Annotated in this window: 14 protein-coding genes; 11 read left to right on the top strand and 3 right to left on the bottom strand. The window is 39.0% G+C overall.

Going from position 1 to position 17,732, the window contains the following annotated elements:
• Positions 1-119: 119 nt before the first annotated feature.
• From H5126_RS00750 to H5126_RS00770, 5 genes are all read left to right on the top strand, one after another.
• Positions 120-1,478 (top strand): Fic family protein, encoded by a 1,359-nt coding sequence (locus H5126_RS00750; protein ID WP_182720689.1) that lies wholly within the window; start codon positions 120-122, stop codon positions 1,476-1,478.
• Between the two features lie 75 nt (positions 1,479-1,553).
• Positions 1,554-2,309 (top strand): hypothetical protein, encoded by a 756-nt coding sequence (locus tag H5126_RS00755; RefSeq protein WP_182720688.1) that lies wholly within the window; start codon positions 1,554-1,556, stop codon positions 2,307-2,309.
• 209 nt (positions 2,310-2,518) lie between these two features.
• Positions 2,519-5,617, top strand: coding sequence for a VCBS repeat-containing protein (locus H5126_RS00760; protein WP_182720687.1), 3,099 nt, complete (start codon positions 2,519-2,521; stop codon positions 5,615-5,617).
• Positions 5,618-6,027: 410 nt separating this feature from the next.
• Complete coding sequence (locus H5126_RS00765) at positions 6,028-6,525, top strand: (2Fe-2S)-binding protein (protein ID WP_007376163.1); 498 nt, start codon at positions 6,028-6,030, stop codon at positions 6,523-6,525.
• Positions 6,522-8,783: a xanthine dehydrogenase family protein molybdopterin-binding subunit gene (locus H5126_RS00770; protein ID WP_182720686.1), complete on the top strand. Its 2,262-nt coding sequence runs from the start codon at positions 6,522-6,524 to the stop codon at positions 8,781-8,783. The genes H5126_RS00765 and H5126_RS00770 overlap by 4 nt, the downstream gene beginning before the upstream one ends.
• 63 nt (positions 8,784-8,846) lie before the next feature.
• Here H5126_RS00770 and H5126_RS00775 read toward each other — a convergent pair whose 3' ends face one another.
• The gene (locus H5126_RS00775) at positions 8,847-9,044 is read right to left on the bottom strand and encodes a CsbD family protein (protein ID WP_002958133.1); all 198 of its coding nucleotides are present in this window, start codon (positions 9,042-9,044) and stop codon (positions 8,847-8,849) included.
• A gap of 285 nt (positions 9,045-9,329) precedes the next feature.
• On the opposite strand from H5126_RS00775, the gene hrpB reads away from it, so the two are divergent.
• From hrpB to H5126_RS00795, 4 genes are all read left to right on the top strand, one after another.
• A complete protein-coding gene (hrpB, locus tag H5126_RS00780) occupies positions 9,330-11,756 on the top strand; it encodes an ATP-dependent helicase HrpB (RefSeq protein WP_182720685.1) in 2,427 nt (808 codons plus the stop codon).
• A gap of 73 nt (positions 11,757-11,829) precedes the next feature.
• Positions 11,830-12,258 carry a hypothetical protein gene (locus tag H5126_RS00785; protein ID WP_024593532.1) on the top strand — a complete coding sequence of 143 codons (429 nt, stop codon included), beginning with the start codon at positions 11,830-11,832 and terminating at the stop codon, positions 12,256-12,258.
• 159 nt (positions 12,259-12,417) lie between these two features.
• Positions 12,418-12,723, top strand: coding sequence for a hypothetical protein (locus H5126_RS00790; protein WP_259413446.1), 306 nt, complete (start codon positions 12,418-12,420; stop codon positions 12,721-12,723).
• A 42-nt stretch (positions 12,724-12,765) separates the two neighbouring features.
• Complete coding sequence (locus tag H5126_RS00795; RefSeq protein ID WP_182720684.1) at positions 12,766-13,110, top strand: hypothetical protein; 345 nt, start codon at positions 12,766-12,768, stop codon at positions 13,108-13,110.
• Positions 13,111-13,208: 98 nt separating this feature from the next.
• Here the strand turns inward: H5126_RS00795 and H5126_RS00800 are convergent, their stop codons facing one another.
• Positions 13,209-14,033: an alpha/beta hydrolase gene (locus H5126_RS00800; protein ID WP_182720683.1), complete on the bottom strand. Its 825-nt coding sequence runs from the start codon at positions 14,031-14,033 to the stop codon at positions 13,209-13,211.
• Positions 14,034-14,065: 32 nt separating this feature from the next.
• On the bottom strand, positions 14,066-14,281 hold the full coding sequence (locus H5126_RS00805) for a hypothetical protein (RefSeq protein ID WP_010555169.1): 216 nt from the start codon (positions 14,279-14,281) through the stop codon (positions 14,066-14,068).
• 170 nt (positions 14,282-14,451) lie between these two features.
• Between H5126_RS00805 and H5126_RS00810 the strand changes: the two genes are divergently transcribed.
• Together H5126_RS00810 and H5126_RS00815 are read left to right on the top strand one after the other, a co-directional pair.
• Positions 14,452-16,359 (top strand): DUF1800 family protein, encoded by a 1,908-nt coding sequence (locus tag H5126_RS00810; protein WP_182720682.1) that lies wholly within the window; start codon positions 14,452-14,454, stop codon positions 16,357-16,359.
• Positions 16,360-16,368: 9 nt separating this feature from the next.
• Entirely contained in the window at positions 16,369-17,709 is a 1,341-nt protein-coding gene (locus H5126_RS00815) for a DUF1501 domain-containing protein (protein ID WP_182720681.1), read from the top strand.
• Positions 17,710-17,732: the final 23 nt, after the last annotated feature.

Below are 17,732 nucleotides of genomic sequence, written 5' to 3' on the forward strand. Positions count from 1 at the left end.
AAAGCGAGCTTAATTAAGCTCGCTTTTTTGTGTTTTATATTTCAATTTATACATAAAGTGAGACAAGGTTAATGAATTAGTTTATTCTTATTTCAATATTGCTACTTTTTGAGATTAAAATGGTAAATAAACCACCGCAAGAATTAATAAAAAACCCTTTTCAACTCATAGCAGAAAAAGAGCCTAATAAATTAGAAGATTACTTAGAGCTATTTTCACCCGTAGATACAAAAGGTCGTTATTTACATTTTGATGACTTTAAATATCGTCTACCAAAAAACTTAGATCAAAAAATATCATGGTCTATCGTCAAGCTTGCCAGAGATAGGCAATTGAGACACATCATATCAGTAGGTTTTCCAAAAAAAAATTGTAAGTTTTACTTAACACCTACAATCCAAAAAGCACTTTCAGAAACAGACAGAAACACAACTAGTGCTTCCTTAGAGTGGATGTGCAGTAAGATTGGTGAAGAAAAGCATTTAGAATATTTACTAAATGATCTAGTTGAGGATGAGGCTATAAGTAGCAGCCAGCTTGAGGGAGCTGCGACAACAACTAAAGTAGCAAAGGACTTGCTGAAAAGAAAAAGAAAGCCAAGATCTCCAGACGAAAAAATGATTGTTGGAAACTTTAAGATGATGAAGTTTGCTTGGGATAATAGACACAGAGACTTATCGATTGATTTAATACTTTCTATCCACCAAGAAGGTGTCGAAAATATTGATAATGATAATTACACTCCCGGTGTATTTAGAGTTACGAATGACGTTGAAGTTGTTGATTCTGAAGGAGTGACAGTCCATATCCCTCCACCAGCAGAAGGTTTAACAAAACGTATTAAAGAATTATCAAAGTGGGTAAATGAATGTCATCATGATGTTGATAATAAAGAGTATTTTCATCCATTAATAAAAGCTATCACATTACATTTTGTTATTGGTTATGAGCATCCATTCAGAGATGGTAATGGGAGGGTTGCCAGAGCTTTATTCTATTGGTATATGTTTAAAAATGACTTTGCAGCATTTAGATATATAGCTATCAGCGTACTTTTAAAGTCAGCTCCAATCAAATATGGTAAAAGCTACCTTTATAGTGAAACAGATAATATGGATCTAACATACTTTATAGACTACCAGTGCAGTGTCGTTATACGTGCAATAAGTCAGTTTAAAGAATCCTATAAAAATACTCTTAAGGATGCAGAAACTTTTAATAAATGGCTTTGGGAATCTGGTTTATATAGAAAGTTAAACGATAAGCAACAAACTGTTTTCCAAGTCGCAAGAAGTGGAGTCGCACACCAATTTACTGCAATGAATGTAAAAGAAAATTTAGGATGCGCTTATAATACTGCATCAAATGTTTTAAATGGTTTAGTTGAGCTAAATTTATTTAAAAAAGAAAAACAGGGTAGGGAATGGGTTTACAGTATGTTGAGCCAGAAAAAAATAATTGAGTCATGGAAAAGTTAATACAATATAAGTTAATACTTTTATTTTTCGTGGATCTAGCTCTGGTTTTTAGGGGGCTTCAAAAAAGGACTATAAATGAAGTTTTTTATTCACATAATGTCGTGGCTATTTCTACTTTTTACCACAAACACATTCGGTCTTGAGCAAAAATATCACGAGTTCATTTCACCTGTTATTGCTGCATTTGAAGCTAATGACAAAGCCGCAATTGCAGCACTTGTTCGTTACCCGCTGAAACGACGATACCCGATACCTGACATTAAAAATGAAGCTGAATTTATTAACCGCTTTGATGAAGTGTTTGACGATGAACTTGTTGCTGTTATTGGCAGCTCCAATATTAATACCAACTGGGATAGCATAGGTTGGCGCGGCATTATGCTAAATAACGGCGTTATGTGGGTAGATACCGACGGTAAAATTATTGCTGTAAATACACAAAATACTAAAGAGCAGACACTTGCTAAAAGCTTAATCGAACAAGGTAAGCAATCCTTGCACGCAAGTATTAATACCTTTGAAAAACCAGTACTCGATTGGAAAACGGCTAATTACCATATTCGTATTGATGATTTAGGTGATAGAAATTACCGTTATGCGGTGTGGAGTAGTGATAAAAGGCCAAAGGACAAGCCTGATATGGTTTTATCTAACGGCGATGTAACGGTTAGTGGCACTGGCGGTAATCACCATTATACGTTTAAAAATGGACGTTATAGTTACATACTACATGTAACCATTATTTGCTGTGATACATCACCACCAGGTTGGCTTGAAGTTTATAAAGACGATGAGAAATTGTTGTCTGAAGATGTTATAAGCACTCATTAATCGATTTTAATTAGTAAGTATGCGGCTAAGTTTTTTAGAAAATTAGCTTAGCTGCAAGCTAAATATTATTACGTTATTTCTTCTATGTCTTTGTAAAACTTTGTTAATCGCCTCTTTATTTCCGGTTGTTACTCTATATAATGCCGTGTTAATGGAACGTTGCAGTTGTAGTGGCGTTATTAAATAAAGAAATACAAAGGATTATGGAATTGATTAAACTATCTTGCCTTACGTTGCTCATGATGAGCGCGTATTCAGTGAATGCCAATACTCATGCACAACCTATAAAAAACACTCAAAAAAATACTTACGGTGATGCTGTTTTAATTAACGATCAAAAAATAAATTTTGATAAAGCTCATTTTGAAAGTTTATCTAAAAAGCCTCAACTCACGCCAATTATAAAAAATAATAGCCTTACTCAAGCGGCCTCAGACGAGCAAAGCATAGAGCTTAGTAGCGTATTTCGTGAATTTTCATTAGGTAACTCAACAGGTCGCAAAGGCATGTACATTGCACCTTTGTCGGGTGTGGGTAGCAAGCACATAATATCTGCCCAAGAGAGCAATTTTAATATTATAGAGTATGTAAAAGGTGCGTATAAAGTAACAGCTCGCTACGACTTTGATGACTATATTGAAGATACCACACTAATTAAAGATACAGTGGCAGATAGATATTACTTATATGTTTTAGACAATAACGCAGTACATAAAGTTAATTTAGTCACTCAAGAAATAGAGCTAAGCAAAGAATTTTATTACCCAAGAGCAGCAGATAAGTTTGATATAAACAGCGATGGCCAAGATGAGCTTTTTGTTTATCAAAGTAGTAAGCTTTTTGTTCTTAACTCGCTCGATTTATCTGAAATTGCGGTACTTGAAAACGTACCACAAAATTTTGTGACAGGCTCGTTTACTGAGGCTAATGCTAAAGAAGTTTTATTTAGTGATGGTGCAGTTTATAGGTTTGAAAATTCAGAATTTGTACTGCACAAACAACTTAGTGTAAGTATTAATGGCGAGCATTTAATTACTGTTGATATTAATAACGACGGCTTAGATGAAGTGATTAATGGGCAAAGTTGGTACAGCATAGAAATGCTTAGCCCAAGCACTGAAAGTATTTTATGGACAGCCCAAAGCGACTTAGATATCGATAAAGTAATAGTTGCAGACATCGATAATGATGGTACCGATGATTTAGTTTACGGCGATGGTCAGTGGGGGAGCTTATATGCGCTTTCACTCACAACAGGCGTTGAGTTTTGGAGTATTAATAATCCAGAGCATGGTGTGTCGGGCATTGTTGTAGATGACCTTAACGGCGATGGCAAACAAAATATTGCTTGGGGCTCAGGTTATTCTTCGTCAGGTGAAGATGGTTTTTATATTCACAACACGGATGATAAAGCCCAGCAGTGGGCTAAAGGCATTAAGTACTACTCAAATAAAGCGTTAGCACTTGCTGATATTAATAATAACGGAAGCTTAGATATACTTTATTCCGAGCGTGACAGTAACGCTTTGCACATAGTAGATACACAAACTAATGAAAAAATACTTACAAATATAAGCGTTAGTAACGATTGGGATAATAACAATTTAGTCACTACTGCTCAGCTGTTTGATGATGGTAAGAATTATATTATTACTGGCAGCTCTGCTATATACGATGCGAATGTACAAGTGTTTTCACCTGAAACGGGTGAAGAGCTATTTCAAACATATCTTGGCGGCGGAGACTACATTAGTACCTTAACAACGTTAGATATTAATAATGATGGCAAGTTAGAAATAATAGTAGGTAATGGCGCTGAGCATACCGGAAGTGAAGGTACCTTTTTTAAAGTATTAAATGGGCAAACTGGAGAGTTATTAAAAACATCGCCTCGCTTAGGATTTTATTGGGGCGGCATGAGTTCAATAGTAACTGGAAGCTTTCTTAATAACGAAAATATAGATGTGGTTAGTCTCGTTAGTGATTACCTCATTAGTTATGACTACTCTGAAAACACTATTTCTAAAGTTGCTTTAGAGCAAAGCTTTAACGGTTTGGTTAACACTGTTATTAATGGAGAAGAAACTTTAGTTGCCTCTACCTATAATGGCTCACTTTATAAAGTGGCTTTAAATGGGCAGACAACATTAATTAGTGAAGTGTGCCAAAACACTTTAAATAACATTGTGTCTGTAAGAGCTGGGTTTGTGCAGTATTCGTGTTCTGATCAGTTTGGTGAATATAACCTAGATAGCAATGTGGTTTCATACACTGCTAAGCGTAAGAATAATGACAGTTGGTTAGCAACTTCTACGTATAATAATGTTGATTATACCTTGTTGGCAGGTCAGTCATTGGAGGTGTTTTCTAATCAAGTTGCTGAGCCTTTAGCTAAGCCTGAAGCTGTAAGCTACTCTGATCATGTTTTAAAAAGCATACAAATAGATTTACCTGTATCAGATGATATTGATTATGTAGTTTTAAATAAGAGACCAACTCTGGGTAGGGTCGAGTTTACCGACAGACAGACGGGTCTATTAACTTATATACCATCGGGCGCTGTAGGCATTGACGAGCTTAGTTACTACACAGTAAAAGATCGTTCACGTTCAGCGTTATCAAGCTTAACGTTAGAGCTAAAAAATACAGCACCAACAGCAAATAATATGACACTGCAAACTCATTGGAATACACCGCTTAACTTTAATTTAGAAGGTGTGGATGAAGACGCAGAGCCATTAGTATTTCAAATTAAAAATTCGCCTGCTCATGGGCAAATTCAGTTAATGGACTCTGCTTTAGGTAGTGTGACCTTTTCACCAAGTGGTGACTCGGTTGAGCCAGTATCAGTTAGCTTTACAGTGAAAGATTCTTTAGTTGAATCTGAGCTTCATAATGTTGTTATTGAACTGACAAATACAGCCCCACAAGCTCAAAATGTAACATATAACACCTCTTATAAGAGTGAAGTGAATGGTCGCTTTTCAGCATTAGATAGCGACAACGATACACTTGAATTTGAAGTGGTAACCGAGCCAAACTCAGGAACTTTAACATTTGAGCCTGATACTGGATTGTTTAAACTAACTCCTACGAGCGAATCCGATCATGTAGTAACGTTTAGCTATGTAGCTAAAGATAAATTTGATAGTTCTGCAGTTCAAACTGTGACTATAAACGTTGAAGGTAAGCAAGCAGCTGCGCTAGCGACTCCTTCATCTGATTCAGGCTCTAGCTCAGGTGGCAGTATTTATTACTTACTTACGCTGCTATCAGTGGTTTTATTTGGTAGACGCCGTTTTAATTAATAGTTAAAAGCTTATTTACACTATCTAAAACCGCCAAATGGCGGTTTTTTATTTATTAATAGTCTTTTTAAACTTTTATTTAGGGCTGTTTATCTTTCGAGGTTTAACATGCAATGCCCCAAGGGTTCTGCATTGGGGCAATTTACGCTTTGTTGTTTACAAACCTCCCGCCGCGATTAAATCTCCCCTAGATTGAGTTTCAATCTAAAAGGTCAGCAGGGCCTAGACATAATACTAATAATCAGACGTTAATATTTTCAATGTGGTTTAAACGTTCTAATAATTAGTATTTTTATAAAACAGATCTAAGTGGTAGGCTAAAAGTAGTAAGTATAAAATAGTAAGTAATTAAAAATAGTTCTCGCGCAACAAGGAACCCTCCTGTAAAGCGCTTTGCCAAGGAGTTTAGTATGATCACGCTTACCATTAATGGTAATAAACATGAGTTTTCTGGCGATCCGTCAACGCCAGTATTATGGTACCTCCGAGATGAATTGAATTTAACTGGGCCTAAATTTGGCTGTGGTATGGCACAGTGCGGTGCGTGTACCGTGCATATTGATGGGGTAGCTCAGCGCTCGTGTGTATTGCCTGTAGCGGCAGCAGCAGGGCGTTCAATTACGACAATTGAAGGGCTAAGCGAGCAGGGCGACCATCCAGTGCAACAAGCATGGGTTGAGCATAAAGTACCGCAGTGTGGTTTTTGCCAGTGCGGCCAAATGATGCAAGCTGCGAGTTTATTAGCAGCAAACCCAACCCCAACTGACGATGAAATAGTAAGTAATATGTCGGGAAATATTTGCCGTTGTGGTACATACCCGCGTATTCATAAAGCAATTAAATCAGCTGCTAAAACAATGGCGAGTGTTCAATATTTTGACCCAAATGAACAAGGGGAAGAAGTATGAACCAAGATAACAGATACTTTGATTTAAACCGCCGTAAGTTTTTAAAAACTAGCGCAATAGGTGCATTGGTACTTGGTACTTATTTTGTAGGCAGTGCGCCAAGAGCATTTGCGGGTGTATTAGAGCAGCCATCTGAGCAAGCAAAACGCGCAAACTTATTTATTGCACTGCGCCCAGACGGCGTGGTTGAAATAACCTGCCATCGCTCTGAAATGGGTCAGCAAATTCGCACCGCGATTGCACAAATAGTTGCCGATGAAATGGAAGCCGCGTGGGATAAGGTTATTGTTATTCAGGGTAAGGGCGACCCTAAATACGGCGATCAAAATACCGATGGCTCGCGCAGTATTCGCTACAACATGAAGCGCCTGCGTGAAATGGGCGCAAGTGTGCGTTACATGATGCAGCACGCTGCCGCTAAGTATTGGAAAGTTGACCCACAAACCTGTACTGCTAATCAACACGTTGTTACACACAGCTCAGGTAAATCGCTTACTTATAAAGATTTAATCGACTTAGCGCTTACAATAACGCCACCAGAAGCTGACAAACTAACACTTAAAACACGCAAAGAATGGCGCTACATTAATACTGGCATGGCGCACATAGATTTAGCCGATTTAGTAACAGGTAAAGCAATATTTGCAGCCGATGTACGCGAGCCACAAGCGCTGGTGGCTATAATTGAACGCCCGCCAGTGGTAGGCGGTGTTGTTAAGTCGTTTGATGCCAGTGCTACAAAAGCGATAAACGACGTTATAGATGTTATTGAAATTCCTGCACCAAAAGGCGCACCGCAGTTTCAGCCAAAAGGTGGAATTGCGATTATAGCTAAAAACACATGGGCTGCATGGCAAGGGCGTAAAGCATTAAAAGTCGTGTGGGATGATGGCAAAAATGGCGATTACAATTCAGAAGAATTTAAAAAGTCATTATTAAAAACAGTACAAACTCCACAGGCAAACATACGTGATAAAGGCGATGCCATGGGCGTATTGGCTAAATCGAGCAATAAACTCGTAGCTGATTATTACGCACCGCATCTTGCTCAAGCACCAATGGAGCCGCCTTGTGCAACGGCTATGTACAACAAAGATAGTGTTGATATATGGGCTGCTACGCAAAATCCACAAGCCGATATGAAAACAGTGGCTGCCATGCTTGGCATGGATGAGAGCAAAATTAATGTTCACGTTACCATGTTAGGAGGCGGCTTTGGGCGTAAGTCAAAACCTGACTTTTCAGCAGAAGCAGCTTACCTTTCAATGAAAGTAGGCAAACCTATTCGTGTGCAATGGACGCGTGAAGACGACATACAACATGGTTTTTACCATGCAGTTTCGGCTCAGCACATTGAAGCATCGTTAGATAAAAATGGCGCAATAGAATCTTATTTACACCGCACTGCGTTTTCACCAATTACGTCTACCTTTTCAGAAGGGGCGACTACGCCAGGAAGCTTTGAACTGCGCTTAGGGTTTACCGATAACCCAATTAACACACCTAACATGAAGTTAGAAAACGGTGATGCGCAAGCCAAAGCACGAATTGGTTGGATGCGCTCTGTATCAAATATTTTTCATGCCTTTGCTATTCAGTCATTTATTGGCGAAGCAGCGCACAAAGCCGGTCGCGACCAAAAAGACTATTTACTAGACACCATAGGTCCGAGTCGTATTGTTGATGTAACAGAGCAAAATGCTACATACGATAATTACGGTGGCGATAAAGCGGTTTATCCGTTAGATATTGGCAGACTGCGCCATGTTATTGAAAAAGTAGCTGACATGAGTAAATGGGGTCGAGAACTTCCTAAAGGGCGAGGTTTAGGCATAGCAGCACACAGAAGCTTTTTAACTTACGTAGCTACGGTAGTTGAAGTAGAAGTGTCGGATGCTGGCGATTTAAAAGTAATTAAATCGTGGGTTGCCATTGATGCGGGTACGGTTGTAAACACTGACACCGTTAAAAACCAAACTCAAGGTGGTTCTATTTACGGGATTACAACTGCAATCAGCGATGGTATTACCTTTGATAAAGGCCGCGTGCAGCAAAGTAACTTTCATGATTATCGCGTACCGCGTATGAGCGACTCACCACTTGAAGTTGACGTTGAAATTGTACAAAGTGACGCACCTCCAGCAGGGGTAGGCGAGCCATCTACACCAGTTTATGCGCCAGCATTATGTAATGCTATTTTTGCCGCGTGCGGAAAGCGTATTAGGCAGTTACCAATAGGTGACCAGCTAAAAGCGTAACTAAATAACCTACAGCTTAAACAAAAAAACCGCCAAAATGGCGGTTTTTTTAGAAGTTAGCGATTAGTGAGTTTTTTCAAATTCATCAACTTCACGCTCTGCTTCTTCTTTAGATTTACCATACTGCTGCTGGATTTTACCCACTAGCTCTGTACGGCTACCTTCAATTTTATCTAAATCGTCGTCAGTAAGATCGCCCCATTTTTGCTGAGCCTTACCTTTAAGTTCGTTCCAATTACCTTTCATACGATCGCTGTTCATAAGTTTCTCCTTACTTAGATTTAATTAACGTTCAGTATAAAAGGAGCAAGGCGTATACCAATAAGTTAAATTTTTATTTTGCATTTATAATCATGGTGTTATGTTTTTATTGGGGCAGTAATAATTAATTTTTTGAGCACATCCTTAAAAAATGTACAGAGCGGTCTGTAATTATTTCTGATTATGTAACCCTTAATTAAATCCTTTATAACCACATAGCTTTAGCGGCGCGTTTATTTTTGGTTTTTGTTACAATGCACACAAAGCAATTTAGGGTAAATAGCTGTGCTGCCTGTTCAAGACATATATCAACAACTCGTTACTACATTACAAAGTAATCCTATTACGTTATTACAAGCGCCGCCTGGCGCGGGTAAATCTACGTGGTTGCCGCTGCAACTCATGCGTGACGGACATTTTAAACGTATTGTAATGCTAGAGCCTCGCCGTTTAGCTGCACGTAATATTGCCAGTTATTTAGCAAAGTGCCAAAACGAGAGTGTTGGGCAAAGTGTAGGTTTGCGGATCAGGGGCGAGAGTAAAGTAAGCGCTAATACGCGCCTCGAAATAGTCACCGAAGGCATGCTCACACGCATGCTGCAAAACGATCCCGAATTAAGCGATATTGATTTACTGATATTTGATGAATTTCATGAGCGTTCAATTGCAGCCGATACCTCACTTGCCTTTGCGCTCGAGACCCAAAGTGCGCTACGTGAAGATTTAACCATCATGCTTATGTCGGCAACGCTAGATACAGAGCGCTATACAGCTTTTTTTGACTGCCCTGTAATTCAATCAAGCGGTCGCAGCTACCCGATAGACGAAGTATACATACCCATAAAAGATGAAAGCCGCTGGCTTGATGCAATTCCTAATATAATAAAACAAGCACTTAATGAGCAAACAGGTAGCGTATTGGTGTTTTTACCTGGGCAGTTTGAGATACTACGCGTGCAACAAGCACTGAGCGATTTACCAAGTAACTGCCAAGTTGCAACGCTATTTGGCGAGCAAGATAAAGCTAATCAGCAAGCTGCTATTGCTCCTGCACCAAACGGCATGCGCAAAGTAGTGCTAACCACCAATGTAGCCGAAACCAGTTTAACTATTGAAGGCATACGCATTGTAATTGACAGCGGCAAGCGCCGTGCAGCCACCTTTAATTTAAAAACAGGGGTTACAGAGCTCACAACACAAAGTATATCGCGCTCATCTGCTGTGCAGCGTGCTGGGCGTGCAGGACGTATAGAGCCGGGCATTGTTTATCGAATTGGCTCAAAGCAAACCTTTGAGCGACGTAATAGCCACGACAATCCCGAAATACTCACATCAGACATAAGCCAGCTTATGCTTGAGGCAAAGCAGTGGGGAGCCAGTATTGATGAGCTAACCTTGCTCGATAAGCCCACTGAGCAACAATGTGAGCAAGCAAGTAACCTGCTTAACATGCTAGAAGCTATTGATAGCAAAGGTAAGCTCACACCGCTTGGCAGTAAAATGTTAGGTTTTGGTGCTGATATTCGTTTGGCGCATATGCTATTAAAAGCACAAATACTTGATGACCAACTCCCTGGTATTTTTAGGCTCGCTATTTATTTAGTGGCATTACTTGAGAGCCGAGTAAATAGCGCAAACGAGTTGAGTTTAGCGCTGCATAGCCAACAGCAACGTCCGCATCCGGTATTCAAACAACAGTTAAAATATTGGCAAAGCCGCTTAAAAGTAAAAGACGAAAACAGCGAATTAAATACGCATTATATAAGTTTGCTGGTGGCATTGGCATACCCCGATCGTATTGCTAAAAAGCGTGGTAATGGTTATTTACTCGCCAATGGTGCAGGGGCTGAGTTAAATGCCGATTACTGGCACAACGACGATTACTTAGCCATAGCAACCATGGGCGGGCACAAAGGAGGGCGTATATTTGCAGCCACCGCGCTTAACCCATTTGAGTTACAAGAATTTTTACCGCATTTATTTAGTGAACTTACTCGTTGTGAGTTTGATGAAAAATCAGCGCGCTTTATTCACCAAGATGAAGTAAAGCTCGGGGCTATAACGCTCAGCAGCCAGCCTAGTAAACAAAAACTAGATAAGAGCGAGCGTGCTAAAGCGTGGCTTAACTTATTTGCTAAACACGGTTTTGCATTATTTAACGAGCAACCTGATGCGCAACAATTGCTGATACGTATGAGCCTAGCAAGTAATTTAATGCCCGATAAATTCCCGCAAATAAACGAGCAACAACTTATTCAAAATGCAGCGCAGTGGCTAGGCGTGTTTTTAGAAGATATTAAAACGCTCACGCAGCTTAAAAAGTTTAACTACTTTGAAGCATTACAAAACTGCTTTGATTGGCAACAACAAACTACGTTAAAAGCTTTGTTACCTTTGCGCTTAACGGTGCCCAGTGGCTCAAATATAAAAATAGAATACCAACTTGATGGCCCCGCAAAGCTAAGCGTGCGTATGCAAGAAGTTTACGGCTTGACCAGTACGCCTATGCTTGCCAACGGTAAATTGCCATTGCTTATGGAGCTGCTATCGCCAGGTAAACGTTCATTGCAACTTACTCAAGATTTAGCCCACTTTTGGGCTAGCAGTTACCGCGATGTGCAAAAGGAAATGAAAGGCCGCTACCCTAAACATTTTTGGCCAGACGACCCAGCCAACAGCGTTGCAACAAATAGAGTAAAGAGCAAAATGTAATTTGCCGTATTTTATAACTTTATTTACTTTAAATAGTGTGTTTTTATATTAGAAACAATAAGGAATGTTAAAAATGAAAATTATATTTGCTGCTTTACTTTTACTCTCATCGGGTGTCAGTGCTAACAATTACCAAGAAGAAGTTGATAAATTTTTTGAATTGTACTCTGATGAAAAAATAAGCGATGCTGTTGATTCCATTTACGCAAGTAATAAATATGTATCGTCGATACCTGACCAGGTAAAACAGATAAAAACACAGCTATCCTCACTTGATGATCTTGTTGGTGAAATTAATTTCATTAATAAGGTTTCTGATTATAAAGTTGGGGAGCTTTTTGTTCATGTAACCTACCTAGTAACCTACGATAGGCAGCCTATTCGTTTTGAATTTCAATTTTTTAAAGTGAAAGAAGGTTGGAGAATTTATTCAATGTCTTTTGATGACAATATCGATGAAGATATAAAAGAACTTGCAAGAAAAGCTGCGCTAAAAAATTAATGTATTAATAAATTTAGTCGTTTTAGTAAAAATACTTTTTTAAAAAGAGTCGTTATGAAGTGCAAGCTAAGCTTTCTATAAATTATATTTCTTAGCTTTTCAGCCCGTGCCGATGAGCCGTTAGACCTAAAGCTGTTTGCACTGAATTATTACAACGCCATGACCGCCACTCAAGCACCTAACGCAGGTGCTAAAGAGCTTGAGGCTTACCTTGCATTGTTAACCGATGATATTGGCAATCAACATATTCCGTATCAACCGGATGACTCACGTACTCCAGATGGTAAAAAGCAGATGCGCAAAGGTATAAGTTTTTACTTAGTTGCGCACACATTGTTTGAAAGCACACTGCTTCATACATTTGTGTTTAACGATACAGGCTTTGCTATTCGTTATAAAAACTATGTAAAAGGTATTCATCCGCAAAATGGCGATGATCCGCAAGTATCACGAATAAACGAATAAACGAATAAACGAATAACTAATAAAACAAATAAGGATATATTTATGAAACGTTTACTTATCGCACTATCAATATTAATGCTTAGTGCATGCGCTAGTACAAAAAGTGATTTTAGATTTGATGGTTCTACACCTGAGTCAACTCAGGCCGGAGTTAATAAAGTTTTAAAGACATTAAAATCTCAAGATGTAATGCGCTTTATAGGCGCCTTAATTGCAATTCAATTTTCTGATGTGCAAAGCGCAGAAGATGTTTTAGGCGACCCAACCATGATGAATGAAATGAATTATTTTATTATTGGTAAAAAAATTGATGGCTTAAATTATTATGAAGTACTGGATCTTGCGAGTTCGTCTCCATCAAAAGTTGAATTTTCTGTAGAAGAGTAATTTTATTTTGTTAGTTACAATATAATTTTACGCCAATGATGCAGTGCATTATTGGCGTTTTTATATGAAATTATTTATATTTAACTATTTATACTTTACTATTCGGGATGATAGTTCATTTTTTTAAAAGCGTCGTATACAGCTAAATGTAGTGTTTCAGTGTGATCTAGGTTTTCAAAATAGCCAAATTGCACTTGGCTTTTACTACTCAGAATAGGCGTGACTTTTTTATGTAATTGCTTTGCTAAACCTTCCATTAATTCGCCTTCTTTACCTACTCCAATATAAACCGATTGAGGAAAGGCAGTTGGCTCAAAAGGGCCATTCAGTAATTCATTATCGGCCCACCATAAGCTGGGGCTAATTATTACGTAATGATTAAACATTGCAGGATGATTAAATAAAATTTCGGTGGCTAGTAAACCACCTAACGATTGACCAATTAAAGTACTTGTTGAGTTGGTACGGTATGTTTTATTGATCAGTGGCCGTAGTTCGTCGTTTATAAAACTAATAAACTTTTTTGAGCCACCGTGCGTTGGCAAGTCTTTTAAATCGAGGGCATTATTACTCGGTGATGTAAAATCGTGTTTACGATCGATATTTGCTATACCCACAACAATGGCTTCGGGTATATGATTTATCCACGAAAAAGAGGCAAATTGTACAAGTCCTGCAATATGAATAAAGTCTTCATCTTTTGAGCCATCGAGTAAGTAAATAACAGGGTAATGTTTATCGCTTGATTGCTCATAACTATTAGGCATGTAAACGTTTATAGTGCGTTGCTGCTCAAGCGTGGTTGATTTAAAGGTAAAGGTTTCACCAATACTAAAAGGTTTTGTTTTAATCGGTTCTGCATGGCTTAATAAGCTAAAAGCTAAACATATTATTGTAAATAAACTTAACACTTTATTTTTCATTAGATTGCCTTTAGTTATTGTTATCACTTAATTTAAACTTCTTTACCGCCATGCTTTTCTGCTAGGTCGTCGAGCTCTGCTGAGGTGTAATCAAAACCACTTTCGTCGTATTCGTATGTCACTTTTACACTATCGCCGCCATTAAAAAGTCGTGTTTTTACATCGTTAACCGGCCAGTCTTTGAGCTCGTGTAAAAATCGGTTAGCAACTTGTGATGATTCAAAACAATAGCGAATTTCTGTTTTCATAAATAATAAAGCTCTGGCTGTTTACCCCAGCTGCTAGCGCATTATTAATGGGGCGTTCATGATTCGGTTACAAAAAATAAAGAGTTAAATTGTAAATTTTGTGTTTCAATAAATGCATTAAACTCGGTACACACTAACGTACTTTAATTAACAAATGATGACGACTTTACATGCATTATAAATTTGCTCTTATCGCAAGCTCGGTTTTTATACTAAGCGCTTGCGGTAGTTCAGGCTCCGATGATACGCCAAGCGTTAACGGAAATAAAATCCCCATTTTGTCAGTCGCTGATATTCCTAGTGAATTAAGTAAAGGCCAAACAATTGAGCTAACAGCAACAGCCAGTGATAAAGACGGCACTATTACATCTGTTGTGTGGCAACAAACGCAAGGGCCTGAACTAATTAGTGGGCCTTTAGAGGCAACAACTACTTCAGTAACACTGCTAAATGCGCAAAGTTATAAGCCTGTTGATTATGCTTTTTCGGTAACAGCAACCGATAACGAAGGGGCAAGCAGTGTAAAAACGCTAAGCTTTACTGCACGTAATAATATGGATGACATTAGCGCCGCACGGTTACTACACCAAGCAACAATGGGACCTAAGCTTAGTGAAATACAAAACGCACAAGGTTTAAGCGAGCAGCAATGGCTTGATAAACAAATAGCGCTACCTATTAATTATCACCGTGATTATTTAGTAAAGTTAAATGACGATGATGACTTTAAATACATAAGCCGCATAGACGCATGGTGGAAGGCAGTAATGCAAAGTGACGATCAACTTCGTCAACGTGTTGCATTTGCGTTAAGTGAAATATTAGTAGTGTCGGATGAAAACAGTGCCTTAAGAGGCCAACCTGAGGGCATGATCACTTATTACGATTTGCTACTAAAGCATGCCTTTGGTAATTATCGTGACTTACTCGAAGAGGTCACGCTTTCGCCTATTATGGGAACTTACTTAAGCCATTTGGGTAACGAAAAAGCAGACGATGCACTTAATATTCGCCCAGATGAAAATTACGCACGTGAAGTAATGCAGTTATTTACTATTGGCCTTGAAGAGCTAAACCTAGATGGCAGCGCCAAGCTTGATGCACAAGGTAATACTATTGCTACTTACGGACAGGTCGAAATAGAGGGTTTTGCACGCGTATTTACTGGTTGGACGTTTGCCGATAGTGAAACATTTAAGCGTAAAAGTCGTGACTATATTAAACCAATGGAAGCATTTGACGAGTACCATTCTAGTAAACAAAAAACCTTACTAAATGGCGAGGTTATACCACAAGGTTATACAGCAGAAGAGTCATTGCAAATAGCGCTCGATAATTTATTTAACCATCAAAATGTTGCACCATTTATTACTAAGCAGCTTATTCAGCGATTAATTACGTCAAATCCAACCCCCCAATACGTTGAACGAGTAGCTAATATATTTATTGATAATGGCGCCGGTGTACGCGGCGATTTAGCGGCTGTAGTAAAGGCTATTTATTTAGATGATGAAGCACGGCATTTTGGCTCAGTGCTTAACTATCAAGGTAAAATTAAAGAGCCTATTTTAAAAACCGTACAGTTTTGGCGAAATCTCGATGCTAAATCTTTGGCTGGTTACTATAAAACATGGAATTTAATAAATAGCTACGGGCAAGGACCCATGCAGTCGGCTTCGGTATTTAACTTTTTTAGGCCTGATTATCAAACCGCAGCTTTGCGAAATGAAGGTATTGTTGCGCCAGAGTTACAAATAGCAAACGATGCGACACTGATTGGCACCATGAACGCGCTTTACGCAAGTTTAGTGTGGAGTACCGCTGAAGCACACAGTGATTTAAATTCAAATGGTATTTATGTTTATGTTCAAGACGACATGAATGTTTTAGAGAAAAACGGTGTTAGCGCGCTATTAACTCAGTACAACACGCTATATTTTGCAGGCGCAATGAGCAGTGACACTCGCCAAGCATTATTTGATTTAGATGCCTATTTTAATGAAGAGCAATACCGTGAACGGGTTTCGTATTTATTATATATGATTGCTATTTCACCTGAATTTAACGTGCAGTATTAGGAGCGCATAATGAGCATTAATAGAAGAGAGTTTTTGTCGTTATGTGTAAAAGGCAGCGTATCGGCCGCCGCGTTAACAAGCCTGCAATTACAAGCGTTAACTGGAGCGACTAATGCTGTTGAGCTAGGTGATTACAAAGCATTAGTGTGTGTTTATTTATACGGAGGGAATGATTCGTTAAATATGCTCGTTCCGCTTGAAGGCGAGCAACGTAGTTTGTACAAGCAAAGCAGGCAAAACCTAGCGGTAGAGAGCCCACTTGAGCTAAGCATTAAAAGCCAGTTTGCAGGTGGAGTCGGTATTCATCCTTCACTTGAACCGATACAAAATGTGTTTGAATCTCAAAATTTAGCATTTATAGGCGGGGTAGGTACTTTACTCGCTCCCACAACATTGAATGACTATAAAAATAAAACAATAGGTTTGCCTAAGCATTTGTTTTCACATAACGATCAGCAGGCTGCGTGGATGTATGGTAGAGAAAAACAATCACTTAACAGTGGTTGGGGCGCACGACTTTTAGAACGTTTAGAGTTACAAGATGAGTTTGCAGCTAATGTATCACTCGACGGTACTAATCTATGGCAAACGGGAAGTACAACGAGTGCATTTGCGCTTAACAAAAGCGGCATTAGTAATATCAACGCGTTTGGAGGGTATCAACCTCGAAGCGAGCACGTAACCGCTATTATGAATCGCTTACTAGGTAATACAGGGCATCCGTTAAGTACAGCTTATGCCAATGGCTTAACAAGTGCGATAAATAACACTCAAGCAATGAACAGCGCGTTAGAAAGCGCGCCTGCACTTATTACCCCATTTAGCGATAATAGCCTTAGTGAGCAATTTGCCGCAGTCGCTAAAACAATTAGCGTACAGGCAAAGTTGAGTACTCAACGCCAAGTGTTTTTTGTTTCTATGGGGGGGTATGATACCCACGACAACCAATTAACAACGCACCCTGCTTTATTAAATACGTTAGCTCAAGGGTTAAGTGAATTTGATAGTGCGATGAAAGAGCTTGATATGGCTGATAAAGTGACTACGTTTACTATGTCTGATTTTGGTCGCACGTTGACCTCAAATGGCGATGGCACTGACCATGGTTGGGCAGGGAACCAAATAGTAATGGGCGGCGCAGTAAAAGGCGGCAATATATATGGCGAGCTATTAACTCAACATTTGGATGGCGCACAAGATACCGGTGGCGGGCGTTTAATTCCAAGTGTTGCTAATGAGCAGTACTTTGCCACATTGGCTCAGTGGTTTGGTGTGCCAAGCTCTGAGCTTGTTGATATTTTTCCAAACTTGAGTAACTTTGATCACACAACATTGGACTTTTTTGTGTAATTAGTCGCTAATAGTAATCTAAA

It is taken from the genome of Pseudoalteromonas sp. SG45-3 (assembly GCF_014164075.1).
GTDB classification, from domain to species: Bacteria; Pseudomonadota; Gammaproteobacteria; order Enterobacterales; family Alteromonadaceae; genus Pseudoalteromonas; species Pseudoalteromonas distincta.